The 24,206-nt window shown below is 72.9% G+C and carries 26 protein-coding genes; 15 read left to right on the forward strand and 11 right to left on the reverse strand.

All coding sequences use genetic code 11. The annotated features are described in order from the left end of the window. Window positions 1–91: 91 nt before the first annotated feature. Window positions 92–1,219 (reverse strand): winged helix DNA-binding domain-containing protein, encoded by a 1,128-nt coding sequence (locus ABD120_RS21665; RefSeq protein ID WP_343951785.1) that lies wholly within the window; start codon window positions 1,217–1,219, stop codon window positions 92–94. Window positions 1,220–1,350: 131 nt separating this feature from the next. On the opposite strand from ABD120_RS21665, the gene ABD120_RS21670 reads away from it, so the two are divergent. The 3 genes from ABD120_RS21670 to ABD120_RS21680 all read left to right on the forward strand — a co-directional run bounded on the left by ABD120_RS21670 (window position 1,351) and on the right by ABD120_RS21680 (window position 4,169). Beyond that, window positions 1,351–2,550 carry an FAD-binding oxidoreductase gene (locus ABD120_RS21670; RefSeq protein WP_343951786.1) on the forward strand — a complete coding sequence of 400 codons (1,200 nt, stop codon included), beginning with the start codon at window positions 1,351–1,353 and terminating at the stop codon, window positions 2,548–2,550. Between the two features lie 93 nt (window positions 2,551–2,643). Continuing rightward, window positions 2,644–2,976, forward strand: a complete 333-nt coding sequence (locus ABD120_RS21675) for a YciI family protein (RefSeq protein WP_343952185.1) — start codon at window positions 2,644–2,646, stop codon at window positions 2,974–2,976. Continuing rightward, on the forward strand, window positions 2,973–4,169 hold the full coding sequence (locus ABD120_RS21680; RefSeq protein WP_343951787.1) for an RNA polymerase sigma factor: 1,197 nt from the start codon (window positions 2,973–2,975) through the stop codon (window positions 4,167–4,169). Before ABD120_RS21675 ends, ABD120_RS21680 begins: the two co-directional genes overlap by 4 nt. Here the strand turns inward: ABD120_RS21680 and ABD120_RS21685 are convergent. Both ABD120_RS21685 and ABD120_RS21690 read right to left on the reverse strand, forming a co-directional pair. Further along, window positions 4,139–5,752: a carboxylesterase/lipase family protein gene (locus ABD120_RS21685; protein WP_343951788.1), complete on the reverse strand. Its 1,614-nt coding sequence runs from the start codon at window positions 5,750–5,752 to the stop codon at window positions 4,139–4,141. The genes ABD120_RS21680 and ABD120_RS21685 overlap by 31 nt on opposite strands. A gap of 91 nt (window positions 5,753–5,843) precedes the next feature. After that, window positions 5,844–6,287, reverse strand: a complete 444-nt coding sequence (locus ABD120_RS21690) for a MarR family winged helix-turn-helix transcriptional regulator (RefSeq protein WP_343951789.1) — start codon at window positions 6,285–6,287, stop codon at window positions 5,844–5,846. Between the two features lie 80 nt (window positions 6,288–6,367). Here ABD120_RS21690 and wrbA point away from each other — a divergent pair, with 80 nt between their 5' ends. The 3 genes from wrbA to ABD120_RS21705 all read left to right on the forward strand — a co-directional run bounded on the left by wrbA (window position 6,368) and on the right by ABD120_RS21705 (window position 10,431). Beyond that, a complete protein-coding gene (wrbA, locus tag ABD120_RS21695; RefSeq protein WP_343951790.1) occupies window positions 6,368–7,000 on the forward strand; it encodes an NAD(P)H:quinone oxidoreductase in 633 nt (210 codons plus the stop codon). Between the two features lie 18 nt (window positions 7,001–7,018). Then, window positions 7,019–8,431 (forward strand): MFS transporter, encoded by a 1,413-nt coding sequence (locus ABD120_RS21700; protein ID WP_343951791.1) that lies wholly within the window; start codon window positions 7,019–7,021, stop codon window positions 8,429–8,431. Window positions 8,432–8,631: 200 nt separating this feature from the next. Further along, the gene (locus ABD120_RS21705) at window positions 8,632–10,431 is read left to right on the forward strand and encodes a CocE/NonD family hydrolase (protein WP_343951792.1); all 1,800 of its coding nucleotides are present in this window, start codon (window positions 8,632–8,634) and stop codon (window positions 10,429–10,431) included. A 5-nt stretch (window positions 10,432–10,436) separates the two neighbouring features. Here ABD120_RS21705 and ABD120_RS21710 read toward each other — a convergent pair whose 3' ends face one another. After that, window positions 10,437–10,613, reverse strand: a complete 177-nt coding sequence (locus ABD120_RS21710; protein ID WP_343951793.1) for a hypothetical protein — start codon at window positions 10,611–10,613, stop codon at window positions 10,437–10,439. Window positions 10,614–10,797: 184 nt separating this feature from the next. Between ABD120_RS21710 and ABD120_RS21715 the strand changes: the two genes are divergently transcribed. Continuing rightward, window positions 10,798–11,562: a sigma-70 family RNA polymerase sigma factor gene (locus ABD120_RS21715; RefSeq protein ID WP_343951794.1), complete on the forward strand. Its 765-nt coding sequence runs from the start codon at window positions 10,798–10,800 to the stop codon at window positions 11,560–11,562. Window positions 11,563–11,761: 199 nt separating this feature from the next. Next, entirely contained in the window at window positions 11,762–12,259 is a 498-nt protein-coding gene (locus tag ABD120_RS21720; protein ID WP_343951795.1) for an EF-hand domain-containing protein, read from the forward strand. Window positions 12,260–12,268: 9 nt separating this feature from the next. On the opposite strand, the gene ABD120_RS21725 is transcribed toward ABD120_RS21720, so the two are convergent. Further along, on the reverse strand, window positions 12,269–12,880 hold the full coding sequence (locus tag ABD120_RS21725) for a TetR/AcrR family transcriptional regulator (RefSeq protein WP_343951796.1): 612 nt from the start codon (window positions 12,878–12,880) through the stop codon (window positions 12,269–12,271). 85 nt (window positions 12,881–12,965) lie between these two features. Between ABD120_RS21725 and ABD120_RS21730 the strand changes: the two genes are divergently transcribed. Continuing rightward, a complete protein-coding gene (locus ABD120_RS21730) occupies window positions 12,966–13,994 on the forward strand; it encodes a glycoside hydrolase family 113 protein (RefSeq protein ID WP_343951797.1) in 1,029 nt (342 codons plus the stop codon). 53 nt (window positions 13,995–14,047) lie between these two features. Here the strand turns inward: ABD120_RS21730 and ABD120_RS21735 are convergent, their stop codons facing one another. After that, window positions 14,048–14,806: an ABC transporter permease gene (locus tag ABD120_RS21735; RefSeq protein ID WP_343951798.1), complete on the reverse strand. Its 759-nt coding sequence runs from the start codon at window positions 14,804–14,806 to the stop codon at window positions 14,048–14,050. A gap of 88 nt (window positions 14,807–14,894) precedes the next feature. Here ABD120_RS21735 and ABD120_RS21740 point away from each other — a divergent pair, with 88 nt between their 5' ends. Together ABD120_RS21740 and ABD120_RS21745 are read left to right on the forward strand one after the other, a co-directional pair. Continuing rightward, window positions 14,895–15,692 carry a pentapeptide repeat-containing protein gene (locus ABD120_RS21740; protein WP_343951799.1) on the forward strand — a complete coding sequence of 266 codons (798 nt, stop codon included), beginning with the start codon at window positions 14,895–14,897 and terminating at the stop codon, window positions 15,690–15,692. Between the two features lie 154 nt (window positions 15,693–15,846). Beyond that, window positions 15,847–16,872 (forward strand): methyltransferase, encoded by a 1,026-nt coding sequence (locus ABD120_RS21745; protein WP_343951800.1) that lies wholly within the window; start codon window positions 15,847–15,849, stop codon window positions 16,870–16,872. A gap of 15 nt (window positions 16,873–16,887) precedes the next feature. On the opposite strand, the gene ABD120_RS21750 is transcribed toward ABD120_RS21745, so the two are convergent. Both ABD120_RS21750 and ABD120_RS21755 read right to left on the reverse strand, forming a co-directional pair. Beyond that, window positions 16,888–17,628: a hypothetical protein gene (locus ABD120_RS21750; RefSeq protein WP_343951801.1), complete on the reverse strand. Its 741-nt coding sequence runs from the start codon at window positions 17,626–17,628 to the stop codon at window positions 16,888–16,890. Between the two features lie 42 nt (window positions 17,629–17,670). Then, window positions 17,671–18,129, reverse strand: a complete 459-nt coding sequence (locus ABD120_RS21755; RefSeq protein WP_343951802.1) for an Lrp/AsnC family transcriptional regulator — start codon at window positions 18,127–18,129, stop codon at window positions 17,671–17,673. Window positions 18,130–18,208: 79 nt separating this feature from the next. Here ABD120_RS21755 and ABD120_RS21760 point away from each other — a divergent pair, with 79 nt between their 5' ends. Beyond that, a complete protein-coding gene (locus ABD120_RS21760) occupies window positions 18,209–18,616 on the forward strand; it encodes a DUF2000 domain-containing protein (RefSeq protein ID WP_343951803.1) in 408 nt (135 codons plus the stop codon). A 4-nt stretch (window positions 18,617–18,620) separates the two neighbouring features. Here ABD120_RS21760 and ABD120_RS21765 read toward each other — a convergent pair whose 3' ends face one another. Then, the gene (locus ABD120_RS21765) at window positions 18,621–19,406 is read right to left on the reverse strand and encodes an SDR family NAD(P)-dependent oxidoreductase (RefSeq protein ID WP_343951804.1); all 786 of its coding nucleotides are present in this window, start codon (window positions 19,404–19,406) and stop codon (window positions 18,621–18,623) included. 69 nt (window positions 19,407–19,475) lie between these two features. On the opposite strand from ABD120_RS21765, the gene ABD120_RS21770 reads away from it, so the two are divergent. Further along, window positions 19,476–20,033 (forward strand): TetR/AcrR family transcriptional regulator, encoded by a 558-nt coding sequence (locus tag ABD120_RS21770; protein ID WP_343952186.1) that lies wholly within the window; start codon window positions 19,476–19,478, stop codon window positions 20,031–20,033. Between the two features lie 37 nt (window positions 20,034–20,070). On the opposite strand, the gene ABD120_RS21775 is transcribed toward ABD120_RS21770, so the two are convergent. Further along, window positions 20,071–21,117 carry a questin oxidase family protein gene (locus tag ABD120_RS21775; protein WP_343951805.1) on the reverse strand — a complete coding sequence of 349 codons (1,047 nt, stop codon included), beginning with the start codon at window positions 21,115–21,117 and terminating at the stop codon, window positions 20,071–20,073. A 70-nt stretch (window positions 21,118–21,187) separates the two neighbouring features. After that, window positions 21,188–22,114 carry a LysR family transcriptional regulator gene (locus tag ABD120_RS21780; RefSeq protein ID WP_343951806.1) on the reverse strand — a complete coding sequence of 309 codons (927 nt, stop codon included), beginning with the start codon at window positions 22,112–22,114 and terminating at the stop codon, window positions 21,188–21,190. A 107-nt stretch (window positions 22,115–22,221) separates the two neighbouring features. On the opposite strand from ABD120_RS21780, the gene ABD120_RS21785 reads away from it, so the two are divergent. Together ABD120_RS21785 and ABD120_RS21790 are read left to right on the forward strand one after the other, a co-directional pair. Beyond that, window positions 22,222–22,629: a hypothetical protein gene (locus ABD120_RS21785; RefSeq protein WP_343951807.1), complete on the forward strand. Its 408-nt coding sequence runs from the start codon at window positions 22,222–22,224 to the stop codon at window positions 22,627–22,629. Next, entirely contained in the window at window positions 22,622–24,205 is a 1,584-nt protein-coding gene (locus ABD120_RS21790) for a multicopper oxidase family protein (RefSeq protein WP_343951808.1), read from the forward strand. Before ABD120_RS21785 ends, ABD120_RS21790 begins: the two co-directional genes overlap by 8 nt. The last annotated feature ends 1 nt before the right edge of the window (window position 24,206 follow it).

The following is a 24,206-nucleotide window of genomic DNA, read 5'->3' on the forward strand; positions in this document are numbered from 1 at the left end:
GGCGGGCTCACCCGACGCGGGCTCACTCGGCGCGGGTACGGCGGCGCGGGCGCGGCGGCGCTTCGTCGCGCCCCACGGCCGGAACCGCGCTTCAGGCGTGCGGGCCGACGGAGACCTCGCCCAGCGTGAGGTCGGGTGTGCCGAGCATGATCTCGCCGACCCTGGCGACCTGCTCCTCCAGTTCCAGCAGGTGCGCCCGCGACAGCGGCGCGAACGACTCCACCGTCACCGCGATCCGCCTGCCCGCGCGCCGCTGGTGCCACACCCCGCCGACGACGCCGTCGACCAGCACCACCGGGTAGTTGCCCGCCTGGCCGCCCGCCAGCGCCCGCTCGGCCGCCCGGCCGGGGAACAGCAGTTCGCGCGGCTGCGCCGCGATCGTGTACCCGTCGAAGTACGGCAGCAGCCGCACCCCGCGCGGCTCCCGTTCCGGCGCCGAGGCGTCGCCGGGAAGGACCCACGCCGTGCCGCCCGCGAAACGCACCTCCTCGGTTTCCACCTCGGCGAAGGCCGCCCGCGCCCAGGTCACGGGGGTGCCCAACCAGCGGGCGAACTGCTGAGGGGTGGCCGGGCCGTAGGCGTGCAGATAGGCCGCCGTCAGCCGGGCGCGCGCGTCGCCGACCGGGCCGGAGGCGGGCGGCGCCGTGTAGGTGACCAGGCGGCCCCGGTTCGGGCCGAAGCACAGCGCCCCCTGGTGCGCGGCGCTGTGGACGGCCTGCCGCCAGCGCGGCCACAGGTCCTGGAAAGCGGGCATGACCTTCTCGCCCGCCCACGGGCCGGTGGCCTCGACGACGGCCGCGCCGAGTTCGTCGGTGGTCAGGCAGGCACCGGTCAGCGCCGTCCTGATGGCGGCCACGACCTCCTCGTGCTGGCCGGGGGTGAGCCGGACGCCGTCGGGCATCCGGTTGTGGGTCGCGGGGATCGTGGACAGCGCGCCGAGCCACACGGGCAGGTCGCGGGCGGCGAGCAGATGCACCGTGCCGCGCGGGCCGAACGTCTTGATCAGGCTCTGCCCGCCCCGGAGCGCGTCCTGGACGCGGGTCCTGTCCGCGCCGCGCAGCCGCAGCGCGACCGACAACTCGGCGGCCGACAGCACCTGGGCGTGCGCGCCGCACATGGCCGAGACCGCGTCGGCGGGGGAGGCGCCCTCGACCGGTCCGGCCAGGCCCTGCCTGTCCAGCCGCCGCGCGCTGACCTGTGACCACGTGAGCTCGTTCATGAAGCACACCGTACGACCTATCGCGGCAAGCTTGGTTCCGCGATAGGCGGTCCGGTCTGTCCCGGAACGCGTAAGGGTCACCGTAAGCGCATCGGAAAGATTCCGTAAACGGCCCGGAGCACAGTGGTGACATGGCACTCCTGATCACCGCATCAAGCACTTTTCTGCCCGGCGATCCCGGTTACGACGAGCTTCGGCGCAATCCGATCAACCCGGAGATGGACCCCCGGCCCGCGATGATCGTGGAGGCTGAAACAGCCGACGCTGTGCGCTCCGCCGTCGTCGCCGCGAGCGAGCTCGGCCTGCCGCTCGCGGTCCAGTCCACCGGCCACGGCACCCATGTGCCCGCCGACGGCGGCCTGCTGCTGCGCACCTCGTCCATGACGGGGGTGCACGTCGACCCGGTCCGCCGCACCGCCGTCGTCCGCGCGGGAACCCAGTGGGGCGAGGTGGTGAAGGCGGCCGCCCGACACGGGCTCGCGCCGCTGTCGGGCTCGGGGACCACGGTCGGCGTCATCGGCTACACGCTCGGCGGCGGGCTCGGCTGGCTGGCCCGAAGGTACGGCCTGGCCGCCGACAGCGTCGTGCGCGCCGAGGTCGTCACCGCCGACGGACGCATCCTGGACATCGGCCACGACGACCACCCCGAACTGTTCTGGGCGTTGCGTGGCGGCGGCGCCGGCTTCGCGGTGGTCACAGAACTGGAGTTCGAACTCTACCCGGTGACGACCGTTCTCGCAGGTACCGTCACCTTCACCGTCACCGACCTCGCCGCGCAACTGGCCGAGTACCGCGACTGGGCCGCCGACGCCTGCCCCGAGCTGAGCACCGCCGCCGTCGTGACCCCGGAACGCACCCTCGTGATCAAGGCGCTCGGCGAGGCGCGCGTCACCGGGCGGCTGCTGGCACCCCTCTGGCGGCGTCTCGGCGCCTCGCTCACCGACGACCTGCGGCCGATGCCGTACTCGCGCACCGCTATGGGCGGCACCCCGGCCCGCACGATGGAGGCGTACACCTCGCTCGGCGACGCCCTCGTCGAACGGCTCGCGGCCACCGCGGACACCACCGTCGAGATCAGGCACTGGGGCGGCGCCATCGCCGAACCGGGCCCCGACGCCGGACCCGCCGCCCACCGCGACACGGCCTTCACCGTCGTCGCCGACCGCCTCCTCGAAGGTCTGCCGCAGGGCGGCGCGTTCCTCAACTTCGCCGCCGACCGCGAGCGGGCCGCCCGCTCCTTCACCCCGGCCAACCTGCAGAGCCTGCGCGAGGTCAAGCGCGCCTACGATCCCGGCGACCTGTTCCGCCTCAACCTCACCCCGACGTGGTGACCGCACTCCGGCTTGCCGTATAAAGGCAAGTCGAGGCGGCGTCTTCGGCTCCGACTCAGGTGGTGATGAGAGAGGAGCCAGCACGTGAAGTACATGCTGCTGATCTACAACAACGCCGAGTCCCGGCAGTCCGCCGACATGGACCGGATCAGGGCCGAGGTCGACACGATCATGGATGAGCTCAGGGCCTCCGGCGAGTTCGTCGGCGGCATGGCGCTCGCCGACACCGCCCGCACGGTCAAGGTCCGCGACGACGTCCCCGTGATCACCGACGGCCCGTTCCTGGAGGCCAAGGAGCTGATGGCCGGGTTCCTGGTCGTCGATGTCGAGAGCGTCGAGCGCGCCACCGAGATCGCCGCACGCTGGCCCGACGCGCGCGAGAGCGCGATGGAGGTGCGGGCGGTCATCGGGGAGGTCACCGAGTGAGCGGAGCCGAGGACCTGCTGCGTACACTCGCGCCGCAGGTCCTCGGCGTCCTCGCCCGGCGCTACGACCGGTTCGACGCCGCCGAGGACGCCGTGCAGGAGGCCCTCCTGGAGGCCGCCACCCAGTGGCCGGAGCGCGGCGTGCCGGACAACCCGAAGGGCTGGCTCGTCACCGTCGCCTCTCGTCGCCTCATCGACCAGGTGCGCAGCGAATCGGCCCGGCGCCGCAGGGAGGAGACCGTCTCCGCATGGGCGCCCTCGCAGGGCGAGGTGCCCGGCCAGGACGACACACTGACCCTGCTGTTCCTGTGCTGCCACCCGTCGCTCACGCCGCCCTCCCAGCTCGCGCTCACCCTGCGCGCGGTCGGCGGTCTCACCACGGCCGAGATCGCCCGCGCCTTCCTGGTGCCCGAGGCGACCATGGCCCAGCGCATCAGCCGTGCCAAGCAGCGCATCAAGGCGGCGGGCGCCACGTTCGCACCGCCGCCGGACGGCGAGCGCGCGGAACGCTTCCGCGTCGTGCTCCACGTGCTCTACCTGATCTTCAACGAGGGCTACACCGCCACCTCCGGCCCCGACCTCCAGCGCGCCGACCTGACCTCGGAGGCCATCCGGCTCACCCGCGAGGTGCGCCGCCTGCTTCCCGACGACGGCGAGGTCATGGGACTGCTGGCGCTCATGCTGCTCACCGACGCCCGGCGCGCAGCGCGCACCGACGCGGACGGCAGGCTGATCCCGCTGGCCGAGCAGGACCGCTCCCGCTGGGACCGCCGGGCCATCGACGAGGGCGTCGCCCTGGTCAGCGGCGCGCTCGCCGGCACGCCGCTCGGGCCGTACCAGTTGCAGGCCGCCATCGCGGCCGTCCACGACGAGGCGGAGACGGCGGAGGACACCGACTGGACGCAGATCCTGGCCCTGTACGACCTTCTCGCCGGGATGACCGACAATCCGGTCGTACGGCTCAACCACGCGGTCGCCGTCGCCATGGTGCGCGGGCCGCAGGCCGGGCTCGACCTGCTTGAGTCGCTCGCCGGGCCGCTCGGCGACCACCACCGGCTGTACGCGGTCCGCGCCCACCTGCTCGAACTCGCGGGCGAGCGGGAGGCCGCCGTGGCCGCCTACCGCGAGGCGGCCCGCCGGACGACGAGCCTGCCGGAGGCCGCCTACCTGTCCGGCCGCGCCGACGCGCTGTAGCCTCCCGGGAACAGGTCGCAGGAGTGCCGGGCGGCCAGGTCTGCGGGCCTGGGGCCGTCGGCGTCCAGCGACTGCCCCGCCGGGTGGGGCGCCCAGCGGGGCAGCCCGCCTCCGTCCGGCGAGCCCGTGCGGGCGAAACGCGTCCAGTATCCGATCATGGCCGCCGCCAGGCGCTCCTGCGCGGGGGTGAGACGCGCGGCGGGGTCGGGGAACAGGTACGGAAGCTCGGAGCCGTGGTAGGCGCCGAGCGGGAACGGCGGCTTCGCGCCCGTCCACGGGGCGGTGCGGTCGGCGAAGTCGAAGGTGTAGACCCTGGTCCTCGCGGAGAGCAGGCGGTTGTCGGCCTGGGCCGGGCAGGCCCAGCTCACGTCCGTCATGATCGCGGACCATGCCTCCGAGGGCGAGGCGTGCTCGCCGAGCGGGTAGCGGGCGGCCACGCGGGGCGCGTAGGCGGCGAAGGTGTCCGCCACGAGTTCGCGGTACCGATCGGCCGTGATGGGCGGTGTGTAGCCCCAGGAGGTCAGCAGGCGATGCTCGTCGCGGGTGTGGCCGTTCATGACCGGGACGCGGTGGAAGCGCCCCTTCGTCAGGGCGGTCGCGGGATGTGCGGGCAGCACCGGGTTGCCGTACGTGGGACGGGACACCAGCGGGGCGAGCTGCCCGCCCAGGAGCCTGCCGGTCGGGAGCCCGCGCAGGCACGCCAGGCTGTCGCAGCCGAGCTGGGCGGCGTAGGCCGAGGCGAGCTGGGCGGCCTCCTCCGGCGGTGCCCACAGGTCGAGTGCCGGACTGCCGGGGCCGAGGCTGTTCTTCGGCCAGCGCGCGCCGCAGGTGCCGCTCTGCATGATGGCCCGGTGGAACAGCCCGGCCGCGCCGGGAGAGGTCAGGTGGGCGCAGGTGCTGAGGGCGCCGGCGGACTCGCCGAACAGGGTCACGTTGCGCGGGTCGCCGCCGAACGCCGAGGCGTTGCGCCGTACCCACTTCAGGGCGGCCTGCTGGTCCTCCAGGCCGAACGCGCCCGCGCCCGGCTCGCCGGGGTGGGCGAGGAAGCCGAAGACGCCCAGCCGGTAGCCGACGGTGACCACGACGACGTCGCCCCCGGCGACGAGCCGGGAGGCGTCGTAGTCGTGTCCCGCGCCCGACACGAAGCCGCCGCCGTGCAGGTAGACCATGACGGGCCGGGGCCGGCCGCGCTCGCGCGGGGTGGTGACGTCGAGGAACAGGCAGTCCTCCGCCTCGCTGCCGGGCAACCCGGCCAGCGGGTTCGGCGCCTGGGCGCACGCGGGTCCCGGCCGGGTGGCCGCGCGCACGCCCTTCCACGTCGCGGGCGGTTTCGGGGAGCGCCAGCGCAGTTGCCCCACGGGCGGGGCCGCGTACGGGATGCCCCGGAAGACGCGGCGTTCCTTCTGGACGGTGCCGCGCACCAGCCCGGCGTCGGTGCGCACGATCGAGCCGCCTGCGCCGGCCACAGTGCCGCCCACGGTGCCGGCCAGGGCGGGGGCCACAGTGCCGGCCAGGGCGGGGGCCGCAGGCAGCAGCACGGCCGCGACGCCTGCCGCCCCGCACAGAATCCTTTTGATGGTCACGGCCCGAATCTAGGATCCCCGGCTCCCGCCGGGAATGCCGATACGTGCACTCCCGGGTGTACCTACATCCACTCCCGGAGCGCGGGGAACGTCAGGATCGGGGCTGCCTCGTGTCGACGTTGTCGGTCAGGGTCTTGAGGAGTCCGGGCAGTTCGGCCACGGTCCGGGCGGACAGCCCGGCGGTGGTCTCCTCCGCCAGGGAGCGCCACAGTTCCCTGATCCGGGCGACCAGCGCCCTGCCGCTGTCGGTGAGCTCGACGACGCTGGCCCGCTTGTCGGCGGGGGCGGGCCGGCGGCTGATGTGGCCGGTGGCCTCAAGCTTGCGGGTCATGAGAGTGACGCTCGGCGGCTCGCACCCGAGTGCCTCGCTGAGCTGCGCCTGGATCATCGCGCCGGACCGGTCGAGTTCGAGCAGCAGCGCCTCCTGCCCGGGGTACAGCCCGAGCGGGGCCAGCAGCGCGGCCGCCCTGGCCCGGTGGCGGAGGCTCAGCAGGCGGATGGCCTGGTTGAGGGCGTCTGCGTGCTCGAAGTCCACGGTTCCTCCTTGACAAGTTAGTTATGCGCATAACATTATCCGCATAACTAATTCTACGGGATGCAGATCAGGGAGTCGACATGACCGTGAAGGTCGCCGTCATCTACTACAGCGCGACGGGCACGGTGCACGCGCTCGCGCAGGCCGTCGCCGAAGGCGCCGCCTCGACGGGAGCGTCGGTGCGGATGCGGCAGGTCACCGAGTTGGCGCCCGACAGTGCCATCGACGAGAACCCGTTGTGGCGGCGGCACGCGGACGCCACCGCCTCGGCGGGCCGGGCCTCGATCGAGGATCTGGCGTGGGCCGACGCCTTCGCGTTCGGGACACCGACACGCTTCGGCGCGCCCGCCGCGCAGCTCAAGCAGTTCATCGACCAGACCAGCGGGCTGTGGCGGGAGGGCAGGCTGGCCGACAAACCGGTGACGGCCTTCACCTCCGCCTACCACGAGCACGGCGGCAGCGAGGCCACGATCCTGTCGCTGGCCAACGTCTTCTACCACTGGGGGTCGCTGATCGTGCCGACCGGGTTCACCGACCCGGTCGTGTCAGAGGCCGGTGGGAATCCGTACGGCACGTCGTTCTCGGCCGCCTCGGCGAACGGCGGCGGCCCCGGTGCCGCCACGCTGGAGGCCGCCAGGTACCAGGGCCGGCGGCTGGCGCACATCACGGCCAGGTTGCGTTCGAACGCCGAAGCCGTTCCCCAGACCACGTGAACCCGACGTACCCAGGAGATGCTCGTAGTGATCGAGAACAGTAGTGAGACGCGAACCACGACCGGACCCGCCTGGATGGTCCTGACCTTGGTGTGCGCCTGTCAGTTCATGGTGATCCTGGACGCGTCCATCGTCAACGTCGCCCTGCCCTCGCTCGATCGGGAACTCGGCTACACCGACACCGGCCTCGCCTGGGTGGTGAACGGCTACCTGCTCACCTTCGCCGGGTTCATGCTGCTGGGCGGCCGCGCCGCCGACCTGTTCGGCCACCGCCGGCTGCTGGTCGCCGGGCTGCTCGTGTTCTCCGCCGCCAGCCTGGTCGCCGGCCTGGCGACAGGCCCGGGGACCCTGGTGGCGGCACGCGTCGCACAAGGCGTGGGGGCCGCCATGCTCGCCCCCGCGACGCTGGTGGTGATCAACACCTGCTTCACCGAGCCGCGCGCGCGGGTCCGGGCGTTCGGGGCGTGGTCGGCCGCGGGCGGGGTGGGCGGTATGGCCGGCGCGGTCGCGGGAGGTGCGCTCACCACCGGCCTGTCATGGCGCTGGGTGTTCCTGATCAACGTGCCGATCGGCGCACTGCTGATCGTCATGGCCGTGATGTCGCTGGCCGCGACGCGCGCCCGCCGCCGCGAACCGCTCGACATCGCCGGCGCGCTCACCGGGACGGCGGGGCTGGGCGCGCTGATCTACGGAATCATGCGGAGCGCCGAGCACGCCTGGACCTCCGCCCAGGTCGTCTGGCCGGTGACGGCGGGTCTGCTCCTGCTCGGCGCCTTCGTCGCGGTGGAGGCGCGCTTCGCCGCCCGGCCGATGCTGCCGCCGCGGCTGTTCAGGCTTCGCGGGGTGGCCGTCGGCGGCGGCATGCTCCTGCTGTTCGGCGGAATCGCCATCGCGATGTGGTACTTCACCGCGTTGTTCCTGCAGAACGTCCTCGGCTACAGCGCACTCCAGGCAGGTCTCGGGCAGGCGCCCGCGGCGGTGGCCTTCCTGCTGGTCGCCCGTTGGTCGGCCACCCTGCTGCCGAGGACGGGCGGGCGCCCGCCGGTGCTGGCCGGCGGCGCCTTTTTCCTGGCCGGGTTCGGCTGGCTCGCGCAGGCCCAGGCCGGCAGCGGCTACGTCACCGGCCTGCTCGGACCCACGCTGCTCATCGCGGTGGGCATCGGGCTGACCTTCCCCACTCTCATGGCCGCCGCGACAGAAGGCGTCCCCGAGGGCGACGAGGGGATCGTCGGCGGTGTCGCCAACACCGCCAACCAGCTCGGCGGGTCGCTGGGCCTGGCGGTGCTCGCGACGGTCGCCGGCGCCAGGACCGGGGGGAACTCGTCCGCCGAGGCCATCGCCTCCGGCTACAGCCTGGTCTTCCTTGTGGCGGCCGGGCTCGGCGTGGCCGTCGGGGCGGCCGGTCTGCTGCTGCCACGACCCGGACGGTGATCAGCCGAGGAGGAACGGGAGCCGGTCCGCCGACGCGCCCGGTCGCGCCCGCTCCGCCTCGGCCGGTGCCGACCGGCAGCACGTCGCGATCGGATGTCGAGTCGGGGAACAGATCGCCTCCTGCCTCTCGCGGCACCGGGCCGGCCCCTCCGAGGGCGCTCCCATCTGGCTTTGAGGTCGGGCTGCCAAGGTGCCCGTTCATGAGAATCACTTTGCGCCGTTTGCCGGCAGGTGCCGCACTCGGCGCCCTGCTTCTGAGCACGCTCTATGCCCTACCGGCCGCCGCCGTACCGGCTCCGGTGGTGCATGACGGGCGCACCCAGCCGGTGTTCCCGTACGGCGAGGCCGTACGGGAGACCGTCTACGTCGAAGCCCCGATGGACAGCGACCGCGACGGCCGCCGCGACCGGGTGGCCGTGGCCGTGCTGCGCCCGGCGCAGTCCGAGCAGGGCATGAAGGTCGCCACCGTCATGAAGGCGACCCCGTACACGGGCAAGGCGCCGCGCGCCGCGACGGTGCCGGACCCCGGCGTCTTCTCCGAGTGGTACGACGAGTACTTCGTGCCGCGCGGGTACGCGGTCGTCGAGGTCGAGTTGCAGGGGACGGGTCAGTCGGAGGGGTGCCCGACCACCGGCGGCCCGGCCGACACGACCAGCGTGACCGCCGCGATCGACTGGCTCAACGGCCGGGCACCGGCCACCTACGCCGACGGGCGGGCGGCCGTCGCCGGCTGGAGCACCGGCGACGTGGGCATGGTCGGACTGTCCTACGACGGCACGCTGGCGACGGCGGCCGCGACCACGGGCGTCGAGGGCCTGAAGACCATCGTGCCGGAAGGCGCGATCTCCAGCTGGTACGACTACGCCCGCGACCAGGGGGTCGCCTACAACGGCAATCTGGGCACCCGTTACCCCGAGTACCAGGCGAGCCGGGTGGCCAGCCAGAGCGCCACGGCCCGCTGCGGCGAGGTGCTGAAGGAACTCGGGGACGCCGCCGCCGACGACACCGCCGACCGCACGGCCTTCTGGGACGAGCGCGACTACGTCAAGGACGCCGCCGGCATCAGGTCCTCGGTCCTGCTGGCCCAGGGGCTGGCCGACACGAAGGTGCGCAACAGGCACTTCGCGGCCCTGTGGCAGGCGCTGGGCGAGCACGGCGTCGCGCGCAAGCTGTGGCTGCACAAGGGCGGGCACGAGGATCCGCTCGTCACGGGCGGCGCGGCCTGGCAGGAGACCCTGCACCGGTGGATGGACCACTGGCTGTACCGGGTGGACAACGGCATCATGAGCGAGCCGAGGGTGAGCGTGCAGCGCCCGGACTCCTCCTGGCAGACCTCGGCCGACTGGCCGCACCCGGGCAGCCGTCCCACGCATCTGTGGTTCGGCCCGGCGAGCGAGGCGGCCGAGGGCGGGCTGCTGCGCACGCCGTCCGGCAGCGGGACCCAGTCCTTCACGGACGCCCCCGCCCAGAACGAGGCCGTGATGATCTCCGCGCCCGAGGCCGCCGCACCCAATCGGCTGGCCTACCTCACCCCGCCGCTGACCAAGGCCACCCACGTGTCGGGGACGCCGACGGTCCGGGTGCGCCTGTCGTCGAGCACGGCCAGTACGCCGCTCACCGCGCTGCTCGTGGACTACGGCCCGGCAGCCACCCCGTCGCCCGCTCCGTCGCCCGGCCTGTCGGACGGCACGGGGCAGGTGACGGCGGAGCTGGCGCCGGTGCGCAAGCCGGTGACCAAGCTGCCGATCGTCAGCCGGGGCGCGCTCGACGTCAAGAACCGGCACTCCCTGGAACGGCCCAGCCCGCTGGAGCCGGGCAAGGCCCACACCGTCAGCCTGCGCCTGCACGCGGTCGATCACGTCTTCCCCGAGGGGCACCGCGTCGGCCTGGTGATCGTGGCCAACGACAAGGACTACATCGCCACCGACCCGGCGGCGGGCAGGCTCACCCTCGGCCTGCGGGCCAGCCACCTGGTGTTGCCCACCGTGGGCGGGAGGTAGCCCCGTCAGCGGATCGCGTAACCGCCGAGCGAGGGTTCCAGGGCGTCGAAGGCGACCACCGCGTGGCCTTCGACGATCCCGGCGATCTCGTCGTCGCCGCGCCCTTCGAGGGTGAGGCGCATCGTCTCGTCGAACAGCAGCCGGTGGACGCAGCCCAGCTGTGCGGCCGCGACACGGGGCACGTGTCGTCCGGCCCGGCGCCGGTCTCCTCGGCGAGGACCTGGGCCATGACCTTCTCCCTGTCGTCGTGGAACTCCCGCAGCCTGGCCACCAGCGCCGGGCTATCGGTGATCATTTTGGCGAACTCCGGGCCGGAGAAGCCGATGACGGGCCTCCACCGCCTCCACCGCGTTCACCGGCGACTCCGTGAAGGACTATCTCAAGGCGATCTCCCGCACCCCGCTCCTGACCGCGCAGCAGGAGGTGGCGCTGGGCGAGCGCATCGAAGCGGGCGCGCTGGCGCGGCAGCGGCTCGACGCAGGGGGCGCCCTGCCCCTGCTCGACCTGGTCCAGGAGGGCACGATCGGGATGATGCGCGCAGTGGAGAAGTTCGACCACCGGCGCGGCCTGAAGTTCTCCACGTACGCCACCTGGTGGATCAAGCAGGCCGTCGGCCGTGCCCTGACCGACCAGAGCCGGACCATCCGCGTCCCCTCGCACATGGTCGAGGTCGTCAACCAGGTCGCCCGCACCCGCCGTGACGTCCAGCAGCGCACCGGCGAGGACCCGGCGCCCGAGCGGCTCGCCGCCGAGCTCGGCCTGCCGCTGGAGAAGGTGAAGCTGGCGCTGCGCCACACGGGCGAGCCGGTGTCGCCGCACACGCCGGTCTCCGGCGAGGGCGACACCGAACTGGGCGACCTCATCGCCGACGCCGCCCCGGACCCGGGTGAGGAGGTCGCGGACTCGTTGCTGCGCCACCACATGGACCGCGCGCTCGCCACGCTGACCGAGCGCGAGGCCGAGGTGCTCGCCCGCCGTTACGGCCTGTCCGGTGGCGAGCCGCAGACCTTCGACGAGATCGGCCGCCGCTACGGCCTGAGCCGCGAACGCATCCGCCAGATCGAGGTCAAGGCGATGCGGAAACTGCGCCACCCCGCCCGCGCCCGCGAACTCGCCGGCCTGCTGGCCTGACCGCCGCCCCAGGAAGCCGATCATGGAACCGGCCGCGCCGCACGACCTGCGGGACGGCACGCACCGGATGCCCGGCCCGGGCACCACGAACGTGGACCACCCGCGCTCCGGCATTCGGGGCTCCCCAGCCGTTGACTACTGTCGGCGACGGATCGATTATCTAGGGTAGTCACTTGTCGAGAGGGGAACCCCTGTGTCCATGTCCTCCGCCGATCGGCTGCGCCTGCGCTTCGAACTGCTCGACACCGACGGCAGCTCGGTGCTGACCCGCGCGGACTTCGTCCTCTACACCTCCCGGGTGTGCCGGGTACTGGGGGTGGCCGACGGCTCGCCCAAGGCCGAGGCCCTGGCGGCGGCCTGCGGCCGCTACTGGGAGAACCTCGCCGCATCGGCCGACCGGGACCACGATGGGAGGGTGACCTTCGAGGAGTACGCAGCGCTCTCGCACGACCCGTCCTGGTTCGCCGCGCACGGCGAGGCGTACGCGGTGGCGATCGCGGCCGTGGGCGACCTGGACGACGACGGGCTCATCGAGCGCGACGACTTCCTGGGACTGCACAGCGCGGCGGGCTTCCCGCTGGCGTACGCGGCCAGGCTGTTCGGCGACCTCGACCGCGGCGTGACCGGCAGGGTGAGCACGGCCGACTTCGCCGCCTTCGTCCGCGACTACTACACCAGCGCGGCCGACCTGCTCTGACCTCGGAGGTCACACGTCCGGCGCGAGCCCTCGGCCCCGGACGAGCGGCAGGTAGACCTCGTCCACGATGTCGACGAGGACGTCGTCGGGCGCGGTGGGGGCCCCGCGCACGACGAACTCGTTGCGCAGCAGGACGACGGCCGAAGTGGCCACACGGGGGTGCAGCGCCTCCGGCGCGGCCTCGCCGCGCGCGACCGCGCGGCCGAGGACCAGCAACCACGGCGCGGCCACGGCATCGCCGGACTGGTCCTGAAGCTGCCCCAGCAACTCGGCCGTGCCGCCGGCGGCGGCGAGCAGGTCGCGCAGGACCGCGCCGAGCGGCGAACTCCAGGTGCGGTTGGCCTGCCGCAGCAGTTCGAGGGCGTCCTCGCGCAGGCTGCCGGTGTCAGGTGGCTGCACGGTCGTGGCCAGTCGCCGGTAGGCGGCGATGCCGAGCGCGAGCCGTCCCGGCCAGCGGCGGTAGATCGCGTTCTTGTTGGTGCCCGCGCGGGCGGCGACCCGGTCCATGGTGAGCCCGGCGTAGCCGGACTCGGTCAGCTCCGCCGCCGCGGCGCTCAGGATCGCCTCCTCCAGCGCGGCGCCGCGCCGCCTGCGGGCGGGCCGTCCCGCTGAGTCCGTCATGGTCGTACCTTACCGCAAAGGGCTTGTATATGGAGTGATTCGCCATTACGGTACGGCAAGTACCCTAACTGAGGAGATTCTTGCCATGCGTGCCCAAGGCATCAGCTACGACACCGGCTTCCTGCACCACGGGACGTTCTCCCGCGAGCTGTACGAGCCCGAGACCGTCGCGCGTGAACTTCACGTCATCCGCGACGACCTGCACTGCGACGCCGTCCGCATCATGGGCGGCGACCCGGAGCGCCTGGAGCACGCCGCCGCCTGCGCCGCCGAACTCGGCCTGGAGGTGTGGTTCTCGCCCTACCCCCTCGAACTGCCCGCCGACCGGGTGCTCGCGCTGTTCGCCGACTGCGCCGAACGCGCGGAGCGGCTGCGTGAGCGCGGCGCCGAGATCGTGTTCGTCGCCGGCGCCGAACTGAGCCTGATGAACCCCGGCTTCCTGCCCGGCGACACCCTCGCGGAGCGGACCCGCTTCCTGACCGGATCCCCCGCCGAGCTGCCCGCGCGCGTCGGCGAGGTCAGCGCGCGGGTCAACGACTTCCTCGGCCGGGCCGTGCCGCTCATCCGCGAACGCTTCGGCGGCAAGGTCACCTACGCCGCCGTGCCGCTGGAGCACGTCGACTGGGAGCCGTTCGACATCGTGGGCCTCGACCTCTACCGGACCGCCGAGGTCGCCGACCGGTTCGCCGCGGGCGTGCGGGCCGCCGTGGCCCAGGGCAAACCGGTCGCGATCACCGAGTTCGGCTCCGCCGGCTACCGGGGCGCGGGCGATCTGGGCGGTGCCGGTCTGGACGTCGTCGAGTACGACCCGGCCACCCGCAGGCCGCTGCGGCTGAGGAAGCCCTGCGTCCGCGACGAGCCCGGCCAGGCGGCGTACCTGCGTGAGCTGCTTGAGGTGTTCGACGCCGAAGGCGTGGACAGCGCCTTCGTCTTCACCTTCGCGCTCTACGACCACCCGCACCGCCCGGACGGCGACTCCCTCGACGACCTGGACGCGGCGAGCTACGGCATCGTCAAGATCCTCGACGGCCGCGACGGCGCGAGCCACCCCGGCCTGCCGTGGGAGCCGAAGGCCGCCTTCGCTGCCGTCGCCGACCACTACAGCAGGCGCTGACCTGCGGGACGGCTCCGCACGCGGCCGGCTCGCCTTCGGCTGAGGCGGCAGCGTCAGATCCTGGCGCGCGCGGCCAGCTCCACGGTGACCAGGACGGCGATCGCCTCGGCCGCCACCAGCGCGACCAGCACCACCAGCTGCACCACCCCGGCCTGCACCGGGCTCGCACCCCCCAGCAGCATCCCCACGAACGCCCCCGGCAGTGTCACCAGACCCACCGTGCGCGTCTGGTCCAGCGCCGGGACCAGCGCCTGGCTGGCCGCCGGGCGGCAGATCTCCAGCGCCGCCGCCCGAGGCGTGAACCCCAGCGACAGCGCCGCCTCCACCTCTCCCTTGCGCAGCCTCAGCTCGTCGAGCGCCCGCCGGCCCGCCAGCGTGGTCGCGGTCAGGCAGCCGTCCAGCAGGATGCCCGCGATCGGGATGACCACGATGCCCCGGGCGGAGATCACGCCGCCCGCCAGGAGGATGCCGAACACCGGAGCCACCCCCGCCGCGATCGGCACCCCGGCCCACCACACCGAACGGCCCTTGGCGATCCTGCGGCCGGCGGTGAGGGTGGCGACGCCGTACATGAGGGCGACGAACGCCGCCACCAGCGGCGCCGAGCCGACCACCCAGACGATCACCAGCGAAACCGCGCCGAGCTGCACGGCCGCGCGCACGCACGCGGTCACCACCGCCCTGCCGTGGCCGAGCCGGCCGAGCCCGGCCACCGCCGCGCCGAGCAGCACCAGCAGGGCCAGCACCACCGGGAGAGCGGCGGTGATCGAGACCAGAGACGGCTGGCCGCCGGGGGACACACCGTCGAACATGGTCGGGCTCCGTAGGCTGGCGGTTCCCGACGATCATCGCACGCGCAGGGGGAGAGGGACGGCCTGGTACGTGACGGTAAGGTGGGGTGTGCGGAATCTGACGGCTGACTGCTCCTCCTGCTTCGGGCTGTGCTGCGTGGCGCTGCCGTTCGAGAAGTCCGCCGATTTCGCGATCACCAAGCCCGCCGGGCGGCCGTGCCCCAACCTGGAGCGTGACTTCTCCTGCGGCGTGCACGCGCGGCTGCGCCAGAAGGGGTTCGCGGGCTGCACCGTCTACGACTGCTTCGGCGCCGGCCAGCACGTCGCGCAGGTCACCTTCGGCGGCCGCGACTGGCGCTCCCACCCCGAAACGGCCGAGCCCATGTTCGCCGCCTTCCCCGTCGTCCGGCAGTTGCACGAACTGCTGTGGTACCTCGCGCAGGCGCTGGAACTGCCCGCCGCCGCACCGGTGCACGCGGCGGCCGCGCGGCAGCGGGACCGCGTCGGGGCGCTGGCCGACGGCGGGCCGGACGACCTGCTCGCCGTCCGGGTGGGGGAGGTCCGCGCCGAGGTCAACGAGGTGCTGCTGCACGCCAGCGAACTCGCCAGGGCGGGCGTGGCGGGCAGGAAGGAACGACGCGGCGCCGACCTGATCGGGGCCCGGCTGCGGGGCGCCGACCTGCGCGGGGCCAACCTGCGCGGCGCCTACCTCATCGGGGCCGACCTGCGGGGCGCCGATCTGTGGCTGGCCGATCTGATCGGCGCCGACCTGCGCGGCGCCGACGTGCGTGGGGCCATGCTGGACGGCAGCCTGTTCCTGACCCGGTTCCAGATCGACGCGGCGGTAGGAGACCGGGCGACCACCCTGCCCGCCGGCCTGCCCGCGCCCGCCCGCTGGCTCGCCTGAGCCCGCCGGCCACCCAAGGCGCCCTCGCGAGGGGTCGGCGGTCCTTGTGGACGCCAGGTGCCGTGTGTACCATCGACCCGGTTATTAATAGGAAACTTTCCTATGAGTTAGGCCGATGCGCCCTCCCATGCCCCCGACCCCGTGGAGCGCCCGCATGCCGATCGACCTGCCGTTCGCCGAGGCCAGAGCGTACGCCCACGGACGGGCGCCCGCACCTCTCCTCGACCTCGTCGGCGCGATGGCCGGCCAGGCCGCCGCCACCGGGGCGAGCCTGGGCGTGTTCGAGGCGCTGTCCCGGGGCCCGCGCCACGCCGAGGCGCTCGCCGGTGACCTCGGTTGCGACCCCTCGGGCCTGGCCCGCCTGCTCGCCCTGCTGCACACCACCGGCTACCTGGAACTCACCGACCACGGTTACGGCAACGCCCCCGTCGCCGCCGCGTGGCTGTGCCCGCCCGCCACCTATGGCCACGTCCTGCGCGTCTGGCAGGCGGTACTCGGTGAGCTGTGGGCCGATCTCGCCCCGGCGATCAGGACCGGGAGGCCGCGCGGCGACCTCACCGCCTGGCTGGCGGAGCGGCCCGAGGTGTCGATCCCCTTCCAGTCCCTGCAGCGCGGGCTGGCCCAGTGGCTCGCCGAAGAGGTGGCCTGGCTGGTCCCGCTGCCGGAGGGCCCGCTTCGGCTGCTGGACCTCGCCGGTGGGCACGGCGCCTACAGCCTGGCCTTCTGCGCCGTCCACCCGGGACTGACCGCGACCGTGACGGACCTGCCGGAGGCGCTCGGCGAGGGCGGCCACGGCCGCGTCGAGTGGCGGGCCGCCGACCCGCTCCTCGACCCCGTCGCGGGCCGCTACGACGTGGTGCTGTTGTGCGACGTGCTGCACGGCTTCCCCGCCGCACAGGCCCGGCGCCTCGTGGACGGCGCCGTGTCCGCCACCGTGCCCGGCGGCCGGGTGGTGATCCTCGAGACCGTCGCCGGAGCGCGCGCTGGGGTCGCGGAGACCGCGTTCACCGCGGGGTTCGATCTCAACCTGTGGCACACCCAGGGCGGTGGCGTCCTCGACGTACCGACGATCACCGGCTGGCTCGCCTCGGCGGGCTGCGGCCCGATCGAGCACCGCGACCTGAGCCGCTCGGCGACGCACACGCTGATCACCGCCCGGCAGCCGTGGCGCACTCTGTGAGAGCGCCATCGGCGATCACCTGGTGGGCGGCACGATGTGCAGGTGGGGGTAGACGCCGGTGACGACGCGGTTGAGGGCCACGACGGTCATGTTGTAGAAGATGTGGACGGCGATGGCGACCGGCAGTCCGTGCTCGAACATGACGAGGAACAGCGACATGCCGAAGTACCAGGAGAAGATCCAGCCGAGGACGCCCTGGTAGGTGTGGCCGTTGCGGAAGCGTCCGTTGCTGGCGAGCACGGCGGCGGCGACGAACCACGGAGAGAGGAGCAGGATCTCCCGCATCCGCCCCGCCGTGGCGAAGTCGGCCACCGGGACGAGCACGTCGGCGAACAGCCAGCGGACGGGGTGCAGGTCGGCGAAGCCGAGCACGAGGAAGTCCATGAACCTGGCGCCCGCGATGGCGGCGTAGAACAGAACGAACCGGAAGGCGATCTCCTCCAGTGCGCTCGACACGAACACCGGGAACGGCCGGAGAACCACGACCTGGCCCTCCTCCGCGCCGAACCTGGCCAGGTACCGCTGGGCGTCGCGGCTGCGGATCGTGAACACGAGCGACATCAGCACGCCGACCGCGAGCACCGGCCAGATGAGCGTCAGCGCGTCCTTGAAACCCAAGGGCGACTGTAAGAACGTGTCGAGCCGGAAGGGGATGACGTCGGGCGCGAGCCATTCGAGCCCGACCACGAGCAGGGCGGACGCCGCGAATCCGAAGGGGAGGGTGGAGCAGGCCACGGCAAAGGCCGAACGTCGCATCGATGAGCCTCCTGGGGGGGAACTCCTCCCTCCATCATGGGCTCAGTCGGGCAGCGCGGTGAGTACCTTCTTGGACGACTGCTGGAAGACCACCAGGGTCCTGAACCCGACCACCTCCCGGCGCTTGGCCAGATGGTCGACGAGGAAGGCGTGCAGCCGCTCGTTGTCCTGCACCGCGACCCTGATCCAGAAGTCGTCGCCACCCGCGACGACCAGCACCTCAAGGACCTCGGGCAGCGCGGCCACCGCCTCCTGGAAGGAGTCGATCACGCTCCGGCTGAGCGGCCGCACCTGCGCCGAGACGAGCGCCTGCACCCGACGGTTGAGCTTGGCCAGATCGAGTTCGGCCCGGTAACCGGTGATGACCCCCCGCTCCCGCAGTGCGCGCACCCGCTCCAGGCAGGTGGAGGGGGCGATGCCGAGCCTGCGGGCGAGTTCGCGATTGGACACCCGCGCATCCAGTTGGAGCTGGGTGACAATCGCCGAATCAAGTTCGTCCATGGACACCTATTCTGGCAGAGGGCCGGTCAAACGATCGGATGAGCGGCCGTTGGACTGGGCGTTTGCTTAGCATTCCGGCATGAATACCAAACTGGTCATGGTCCTGCGCGACGACCTCCCCCGCGGGCTCGCCGTCAACGCGGCGGCCGTGCTCGCGCTCAGCCTCGGCGGGCGGCTCGACGGCTGGCTGGGTGCCGACGGGAAGGACGCCTCCGGCGGCGTCCACGCCGGGCTCAACACCCACCCCGTCCCGGTGGTCACCGCCACCGGCCGGGAACTGCGCGAACTGCGCGAGCGCGCGGCCGACCGGTCCGAGCTGCGGGTGGTCGCCTTCAACGAGGTCGCCAGGCGCTCACGCGACTACGACGACTACCTCGCCGCCCTGGAGGCGACCCCGGGGGAGGAGATCGGCTATGTGGGCGCGCTCGTCTTCGGCCCGCGCGGGCCGGTCACGAAGCTGACCAAGCGGTTCCCGCTGATGCGGTGACCGCTCAGACGTGCTTGGTCGAGCCGCCGTCCACGATCAGGTCGGCGCCGGTGACGCTGGCGGCCTGCGGTGAGGCGAGGTAGGCGACGAGCGAGGCGACCTCGCCGGGCTCGACCAGCCGCCCGGTCGTCATGCCCATGGTGGCGGGCAGACCGGCCAGCAGGTCCTCGTGCCCGACGCCGAGCGCGGCGGCCAGTTGCGCGCCGTACCCGCCGGGGGCCTCCCACATCGCGGTGCGCACCGGTCCTGGCGAGACCGTGTTCACGCGCACGCCCAGCGGCCCGAACTCCTCGGACAGGGCCTTGCCCAGCGTGGTGAGCGCGGCCTTCGCGGTCGTGTACGGCACCGGCCCGCCCTTGGGCACGCGGGCGCCGATGGAGGAGACGTTCACGATCGCGCCCCTGGCGCGCAGCAGGTCCGGCAGGGCCGCCCGCGTGGTCCGCACGGCGGACAGGAAGTTCAGCTCCAGCATGGCCGTCCAGTCGGCGTCGTCCCATTCGAGGAAGCCGCGCACGCCGTCGCCGTCACCGCCGCCCACGTTGTTCACCAGGATGTCGAGGTCGCCGCCGAGCGCGTCGAGGGCCTGCGCGACCAACTGGGCCGGGGCGCCGGGCGCCGCGAGGTCGGCGGTGAGCGTGACGCAGCCGGTCGCCGCGAGTTCGGGGGTGAGGCTCCGGGCGGCGGCCGCGACGCGTACGCCTTCGGCGGTGAGCGTCCTGACGATCTCCAGGCCGATGCCCCGGCTGGCGCCGGTCACGAGTGCGGTCTTTCCCTCAAGGTTCAGGTTCATGACACGAGATGCTACATGAATGTAGCAACTTCTTGGCAAGTGGGATGTTTCGAGTAGCATGTTCGGGTGATGGCGCAACGACAGCAGGCGAAGCGGGCCGACTCCCAGCGGACCGCCCGGACGATCCTCCAGGCGGCCGAACGGGTTCTCGCCGACAATCCGGCCGCGACCATGGAGCAGGTCGCGGAGGCCGCCGGGGTCTCGCGGACCACCGTCCACCGCCGCTTCGCCACCCGCGACGTGCTGCTGGACGAGCTCGCCACCTGGGCCGCCCGGCAGTTCGCCCAGGCGGTCGAGGACTCACGCACCGAGACCACGCCGCCGCTCGTCGCTCTCTACCAGGTCACCGTCAACGTGCTGCGGGTCAAGACGAGCTGGTCGTTCGCCATGCACCACGCCGCCGTCAACGCCCACCCCGAGGCGGCCAGGGTGAACGCCGAGGTGCGCGCGGGCTGCGACCGCCTGTTCCGGCGTGCGCGGGAGGCGGGCGTGCTGCGGGCCGGGGTCGACCTCGACTGGGCCAGGCGCGTCTACTACGGCCTCATCCACGAGGCCGCGCAGGAGAACGGCGACGTCGACGTGCTCGCCACCCGGGTGCTGGACACCCTGCTGCGCGGCGTGGGATAGCCGACTGAAGCAGGCACCGGTCTTGGGACCGGCCGCGCTAGTCGCCCGGCCGCTGGATGAGGTTCCCGGCGTGCACGACCGCCGAGAGCGCGCCTCGGTCGCCGGTGCGCTCGAAGACGTCGAGGGCCGTGTCGGCGAGCTTGATCACGTGGGCGTCCGCGTGCTCGACGGCCTGCTCGAACACCTCCTCCGGCGTGTGCGCGGCGACCGGCAGGGCCTCGCCCGGCAGCGGCTCCGCCGGTCCGTACGCGGCCACGACGGCGGCGCTGGCCGCCCAGGCCGCGTTGAAGCTGTCCACCCACTGTGAGCGGGGCAGCGCGGGAAGCGTCCGCAGCACGGCCGTGGGCGCGGTCGCCGTGTGGACCAGCATGATGCCGGAGCCGTGCCCGTGCGACAGGTAGCGCAGGGTCGCGGCGTCGGCCAGCCGCGTGAGCCGCCGCCTTGCCTCGCCGGGGTCGGCGGCGGGCTCCAGCGAGGCCAGTGCGGCGGACCAGCCGCCGAGTCCGGCCAGCTGATCGAGCCGGTGGTTGATGCCTCTGGCCTGCTCGGGCACCTGGGGCACGGCGTCGAGGGCCGCGTCGAAGTCCGCCGTCCCCGCCGGGGCCACCACACCGGGCACACTCTGCCAGCGCGCCGCCCAGTAGCCGAGCGCCTGCGCGAACTCCGCCAGCCGGGGCGCGTCCTCCTGCAGGAGCAGTGCGCGCACCGCGTGCCCGGTACGGATCACCCCGTGTGTCGCACCGGCGGCGATGCCGGGCAGCAGCCGGGGCCACCACGTCTCCAGCACCTCGCGCCACGGCCGGCTGTCCACCTCGTGCTCGAAGAAGGTGAGCCAGTCGCCCAGCCGATGCGGATCGCCCATCGCGGGCCGCCACTCGGCGGGGTCGATGGGCCACAGCCCGCGTGGCTTCTCCTCCAACTGCCCGACGTACTGGTCGAGCCAGCGGTGGACCACGTCCTCGTGCCCGTGGGCGACCAGGGATTCGGCGGCCATCGGCGCGTGGTTGGTGAGCCAGCCCTCGAATTCCGGACCCAGTCGGTGCAACCGCTCGTACGCCTCGTTCAGCGTCCCATCACCACTCATGCCCGCACGATAACCACGCGCGCCGCCGATCTCTTCGGCCCTCGACCGGGTTTCGGCTCCGCCTTTGGTCCTAGGTCGGCAAAGACGTCTTTCCACCGGGACGGCCCATGCCCGCCGCTCCCGAGGACCAGTCCCAGCCGGTGATCGTGGCCCGCATCAGCTCGGCGGCGGCGGGCAGGCGGGTGTCCGTACCCCAGAGCAGGGTGAGCGTGCGGTGGCACTCCGGGCTGTCGACGGCGATCCACGCGACGGGCGCGCTGATGGGGGAGCGCCGGGCCATCTCGGGCGTGAGGGTGAGGCCGAGCCCCGCGGTCACCAGAGCCTGGACGGCGCCGGGCTCGTCGCCCTCACAGACGATCCGAGGGGTGAGGTCCTTCGTGGCGAAGAGCCGGTCGAGCACCCGGCGCTGCCAGTGCCCCCTGCGGGTGGTGACGAACGGCTGGTCGGCGAGGTCTTCCACGCTCACCGACGTACGGCCGGCCAGCGGGTGCCCGAGCGGCGCGACCAGCCACACCGGCTCGTCGAGCAGCCGCACGGCGGTCAGCCCCTCAGCGGGGATCGGCTGCGAGGCGACGCACAGATCGACGTCCTGGGCCCGCAGGCGGCGCGACATCTCCTCGGCGCCGAGCTGGTGGATCTCGACCTCGACCTGCGGGTGGGCGCGTTTGAAGGCCGCCAGCGGCCCGGTGAGGGTGAAGAAGGTCTCAGCCGCCAGCCGTACGGTGCCGAACCCCGCGCCCGCGGCCTCCGCGACGGCCCGCACCCCGGCGTCGAGCTCGCCGAGGGAGCGTTCGACGTAACCGGCGAACAGCCGTCCGGCGTCGTTCAGCCGGAGGCGTCCGGCGCGGTCGAACAGCGGGGTGCCCAGCTCGCTCTCCAGCCGGGCGACGGTACGGCTCAGCGACGGCTGGGCCACGCGGAGTTCGTCGGCCGCGCGGCTGAGGTGTTCCAGCCGGGCCACCACCAGAAACTGCCTCAGCGAGTTCAGATCCATCATGCCTCCACGAGCATATCTCCATAGCAATATTAATCTTAGACAAGATAGCCGCTGAATCATATTGTCGGGCCGTCAGGGAAACGAGGACAGAACGAGGAGGACCTCCCATGGTCGCCGAGGCGGAAAGGCTCCGGCCGTCCGAGTGGATACTGCGGGCCGTCGTCAGCGCGCACGTGGTGGCGGCGATCGGCCAGCCCGTGTTCGCCGGCGTCTACATGAGCGGTGATTACGACGGGCTGATGATGCATTCGACCGGGGCCGACGTGGTCACCTCGATCGGCTACGCGCAGTTGGTCGTGGGGATCGTCGTGTGGGCCAGGTCGCGCCGATCCTGGCCCTTCTGGGCGACGGCGGGCGTCGTGGCGGCCGAGACGGTGCAGTACTTCGCCGGGTTGTGGGGGGCGTTGTGGCTGCACTTCCCTTTGGGGGTGGCGACGGTGGTCGCGCTCGTCGTGCTGTTCATCGCGATCTGGTCGCGGCCGCTGTCGTGGCAGAAGGAGGTGCGGGATGCGTGAGCGGGTCCGAGGGGTGAGCAGGCGGCGGGTGTTCGGCATCGGCGGGGCACTCGGGCTGATGGCGGCCACCGGCCTGACGGCGACGGCGGCGCTGTCGCGCACCTCGCCGTACACGGGTGCCGAGTTGCGCAGCGAACTGCCGCTGCCGCCGCCGTTCCAGGTGCCGCTGCCGATCCCGCCGGTGCTCAAACCCGTCGGTACCGTCGCAGGCGCCGACCGGTACGAGATCACCCAGCGGGAGACGAGCGCGGAGATCCTGCCCGGGGTCAGGACGCCGCTGTGGACGTACGAGGGCGGTTTCCCCGGTCCGACGATCGAGTCGCGGCGCGGCCGTCCGGTGACGGTGACCCACCGCAACCTGCTGCCGGTGCCGACGGTCGTGCACCTGCACGGCGGGCACACCCCCGCCGCCTCCGACGGATACCCGACCGACCTCGTGCTGCCCGAACACTGGCACGACACCGCCCACGGCGGGCATGTGATGCACGACCCGAGGGCGGTGCGGTCACGGGTGACCCGCGACTACACCTTCCCGCTGGACCAGAGGGCGGCGCTGCTGTGGTACCACGATCACCGGATGGACTTCACCGCCCCGGCGATCTGGCGCGGGCTGGCCGGGCTCCACATCGTGCGCGACGACGTCGAGGACGCGCTCGGCCTGCCGTCCGGGGCGCGCGAACTACCGCTGATGATCGCCGACCGGGCGTTCGCCGCCGACGGCGCCCTGACCTACCCGGCCCTCGACCCGGCCCTGCGCGGGCGGCCCGGGGTGCACGGGCCGTACCTTGCCGGGGTGCTGGGCGATGTGATCCTGGTCAACGGGGCGCCCTGGCCGGTGCACGAGGTGGACGCCGCCCGCTACCGGTTGCGGATCCTGAACGCCTCCAACGCCCGCCACTACGAACTGGAGGCCGTCGCCGACGACGGGCGGGTGCTGGAACTCGTGCAGGTCGGCGCCGACCTGGGGCTGCTCACGGCACCGGTGGCCCACAGGTCGCTGCCGATCGCCCCGGCCGAGCGCTACGACGTGGTCGTCGACTTCTCCCAGGTGCCGGTCGGCGGCCGGGTGCGGCTGGTCAACCGGCTGGGCTCCGGCCGGACCCGTGAGGTGATGGCCTTCCGTGTCGCCCGCAAGGCCGCGGACGCGAGCCGCGTCCCGCGCACCCTCGCGAGGGACGTGCCGGAGTGGCGGCGGTCGGAGGCGGTGCGGGTGCGGGACCTGTCGTTCCGCGCCGGGCGGATGCACGGCAGGCACGGGTGGGTGATCGGCGGGCTGCCGTTCGACCCCGTCCGCACCGACGTGACCGCCCGCCTGGGCGAGGTGGAGGTGTGGCGGCTGATCGCCGACGTCCACCACCCCGTGCACCTGCACCTGGTCGGCTTCCGGGTGCTGTCACGCGGCGGCGGGCCGCCGCTGCCGCACGACGCGGGATTGAAGGACACGGTGTCACTGCGGCCGGGAGAGTCGGCGGAGATCATCACCCGCTTCGAGGGGTATCGCGGGCGCTACCTGTTCCACTGCCACAACGCCGAGCACGAGGACATGGGCATGATGGCCAACCTGGAGATCGTCTGAA

The organism is Nonomuraea longicatena (assembly GCF_039525605.1).
Lineage (GTDB): Bacteria > Actinomycetota > Actinomycetes > Streptosporangiales > Streptosporangiaceae > Nonomuraea > Nonomuraea longicatena.

Bases quoted from the DNA above. Each gene is read 5' to 3' on its own strand.
- ABD120_RS21665 (WP_343951785.1), bottom strand. From the start codon at position 1,219: ATGAACGAGCTCACGTGGTCACAGGTCAGCGCGCGGCGGCTGGACAGG.
- ABD120_RS21670 (WP_343951786.1), top strand. From the start codon at position 1,351: ATGGCACTCCTGATCACCGCATCAAGCACTTTTCTGCCCGGCGATCCC.
- ABD120_RS21675 (WP_343952185.1), top strand. From the start codon at position 2,644: ATGCTGCTGATCTACAACAACGCCGAGTCCCGGCAGTCCGCCGACATG.
- wrbA (WP_343951790.1), top strand. From the start codon at position 6,368: ATGACCGTGAAGGTCGCCGTCATCTACTACAGCGCGACGGGCACGGTG.
- ABD120_RS21700 (WP_343951791.1), top strand. From the start codon at position 7,019: ATGCTCGTAGTGATCGAGAACAGTAGTGAGACGCGAACCACGACCGGA.
- ABD120_RS21705 (WP_343951792.1), top strand. From the start codon at position 8,632: ATGAGAATCACTTTGCGCCGTTTGCCGGCAGGTGCCGCACTCGGCGCC.
- ABD120_RS21720 (WP_343951795.1), top strand. From the start codon at position 11,762: ATGTCCTCCGCCGATCGGCTGCGCCTGCGCTTCGAACTGCTCGACACC.
- ABD120_RS21725 (WP_343951796.1), bottom strand. From the start codon at position 12,880: ATGACGGACTCAGCGGGACGGCCCGCCCGCAGGCGGCGCGGCGCCGCG.
- ABD120_RS21730 (WP_343951797.1), top strand. From the start codon at position 12,966: ATGCGTGCCCAAGGCATCAGCTACGACACCGGCTTCCTGCACCACGGG.
- ABD120_RS21735 (WP_343951798.1), bottom strand. From the start codon at position 14,806: ATGTTCGACGGTGTGTCCCCCGGCGGCCAGCCGTCTCTGGTCTCGATC.
- ABD120_RS21745 (WP_343951800.1), top strand. From the start codon at position 15,847: ATGCCGATCGACCTGCCGTTCGCCGAGGCCAGAGCGTACGCCCACGGA.
- ABD120_RS21750 (WP_343951801.1), bottom strand. From the start codon at position 17,628: ATGCGACGTTCGGCCTTTGCCGTGGCCTGCTCCACCCTCCCCTTCGGA.
- ABD120_RS21755 (WP_343951802.1), bottom strand. From the start codon at position 18,129: ATGGACGAACTTGATTCGGCGATTGTCACCCAGCTCCAACTGGATGCG.
- ABD120_RS21760 (WP_343951803.1), top strand. From the start codon at position 18,209: ATGAATACCAAACTGGTCATGGTCCTGCGCGACGACCTCCCCCGCGGG.
- ABD120_RS21765 (WP_343951804.1), bottom strand. From the start codon at position 19,406: ATGAACCTGAACCTTGAGGGAAAGACCGCACTCGTGACCGGCGCCAGC.
- ABD120_RS21770 (WP_343952186.1), top strand. From the start codon at position 19,476: ATGGCGCAACGACAGCAGGCGAAGCGGGCCGACTCCCAGCGGACCGCC.
- ABD120_RS21775 (WP_343951805.1), bottom strand. From the start codon at position 21,117: ATGAGTGGTGATGGGACGCTGAACGAGGCGTACGAGCGGTTGCACCGA.
- ABD120_RS21780 (WP_343951806.1), bottom strand. From the start codon at position 22,114: ATGATGGATCTGAACTCGCTGAGGCAGTTTCTGGTGGTGGCCCGGCTG.
- ABD120_RS21785 (WP_343951807.1), top strand. From the start codon at position 22,222: ATGGTCGCCGAGGCGGAAAGGCTCCGGCCGTCCGAGTGGATACTGCGG.
- ABD120_RS21790 (WP_343951808.1), top strand. From the start codon at position 22,622: ATGCGTGAGCGGGTCCGAGGGGTGAGCAGGCGGCGGGTGTTCGGCATC.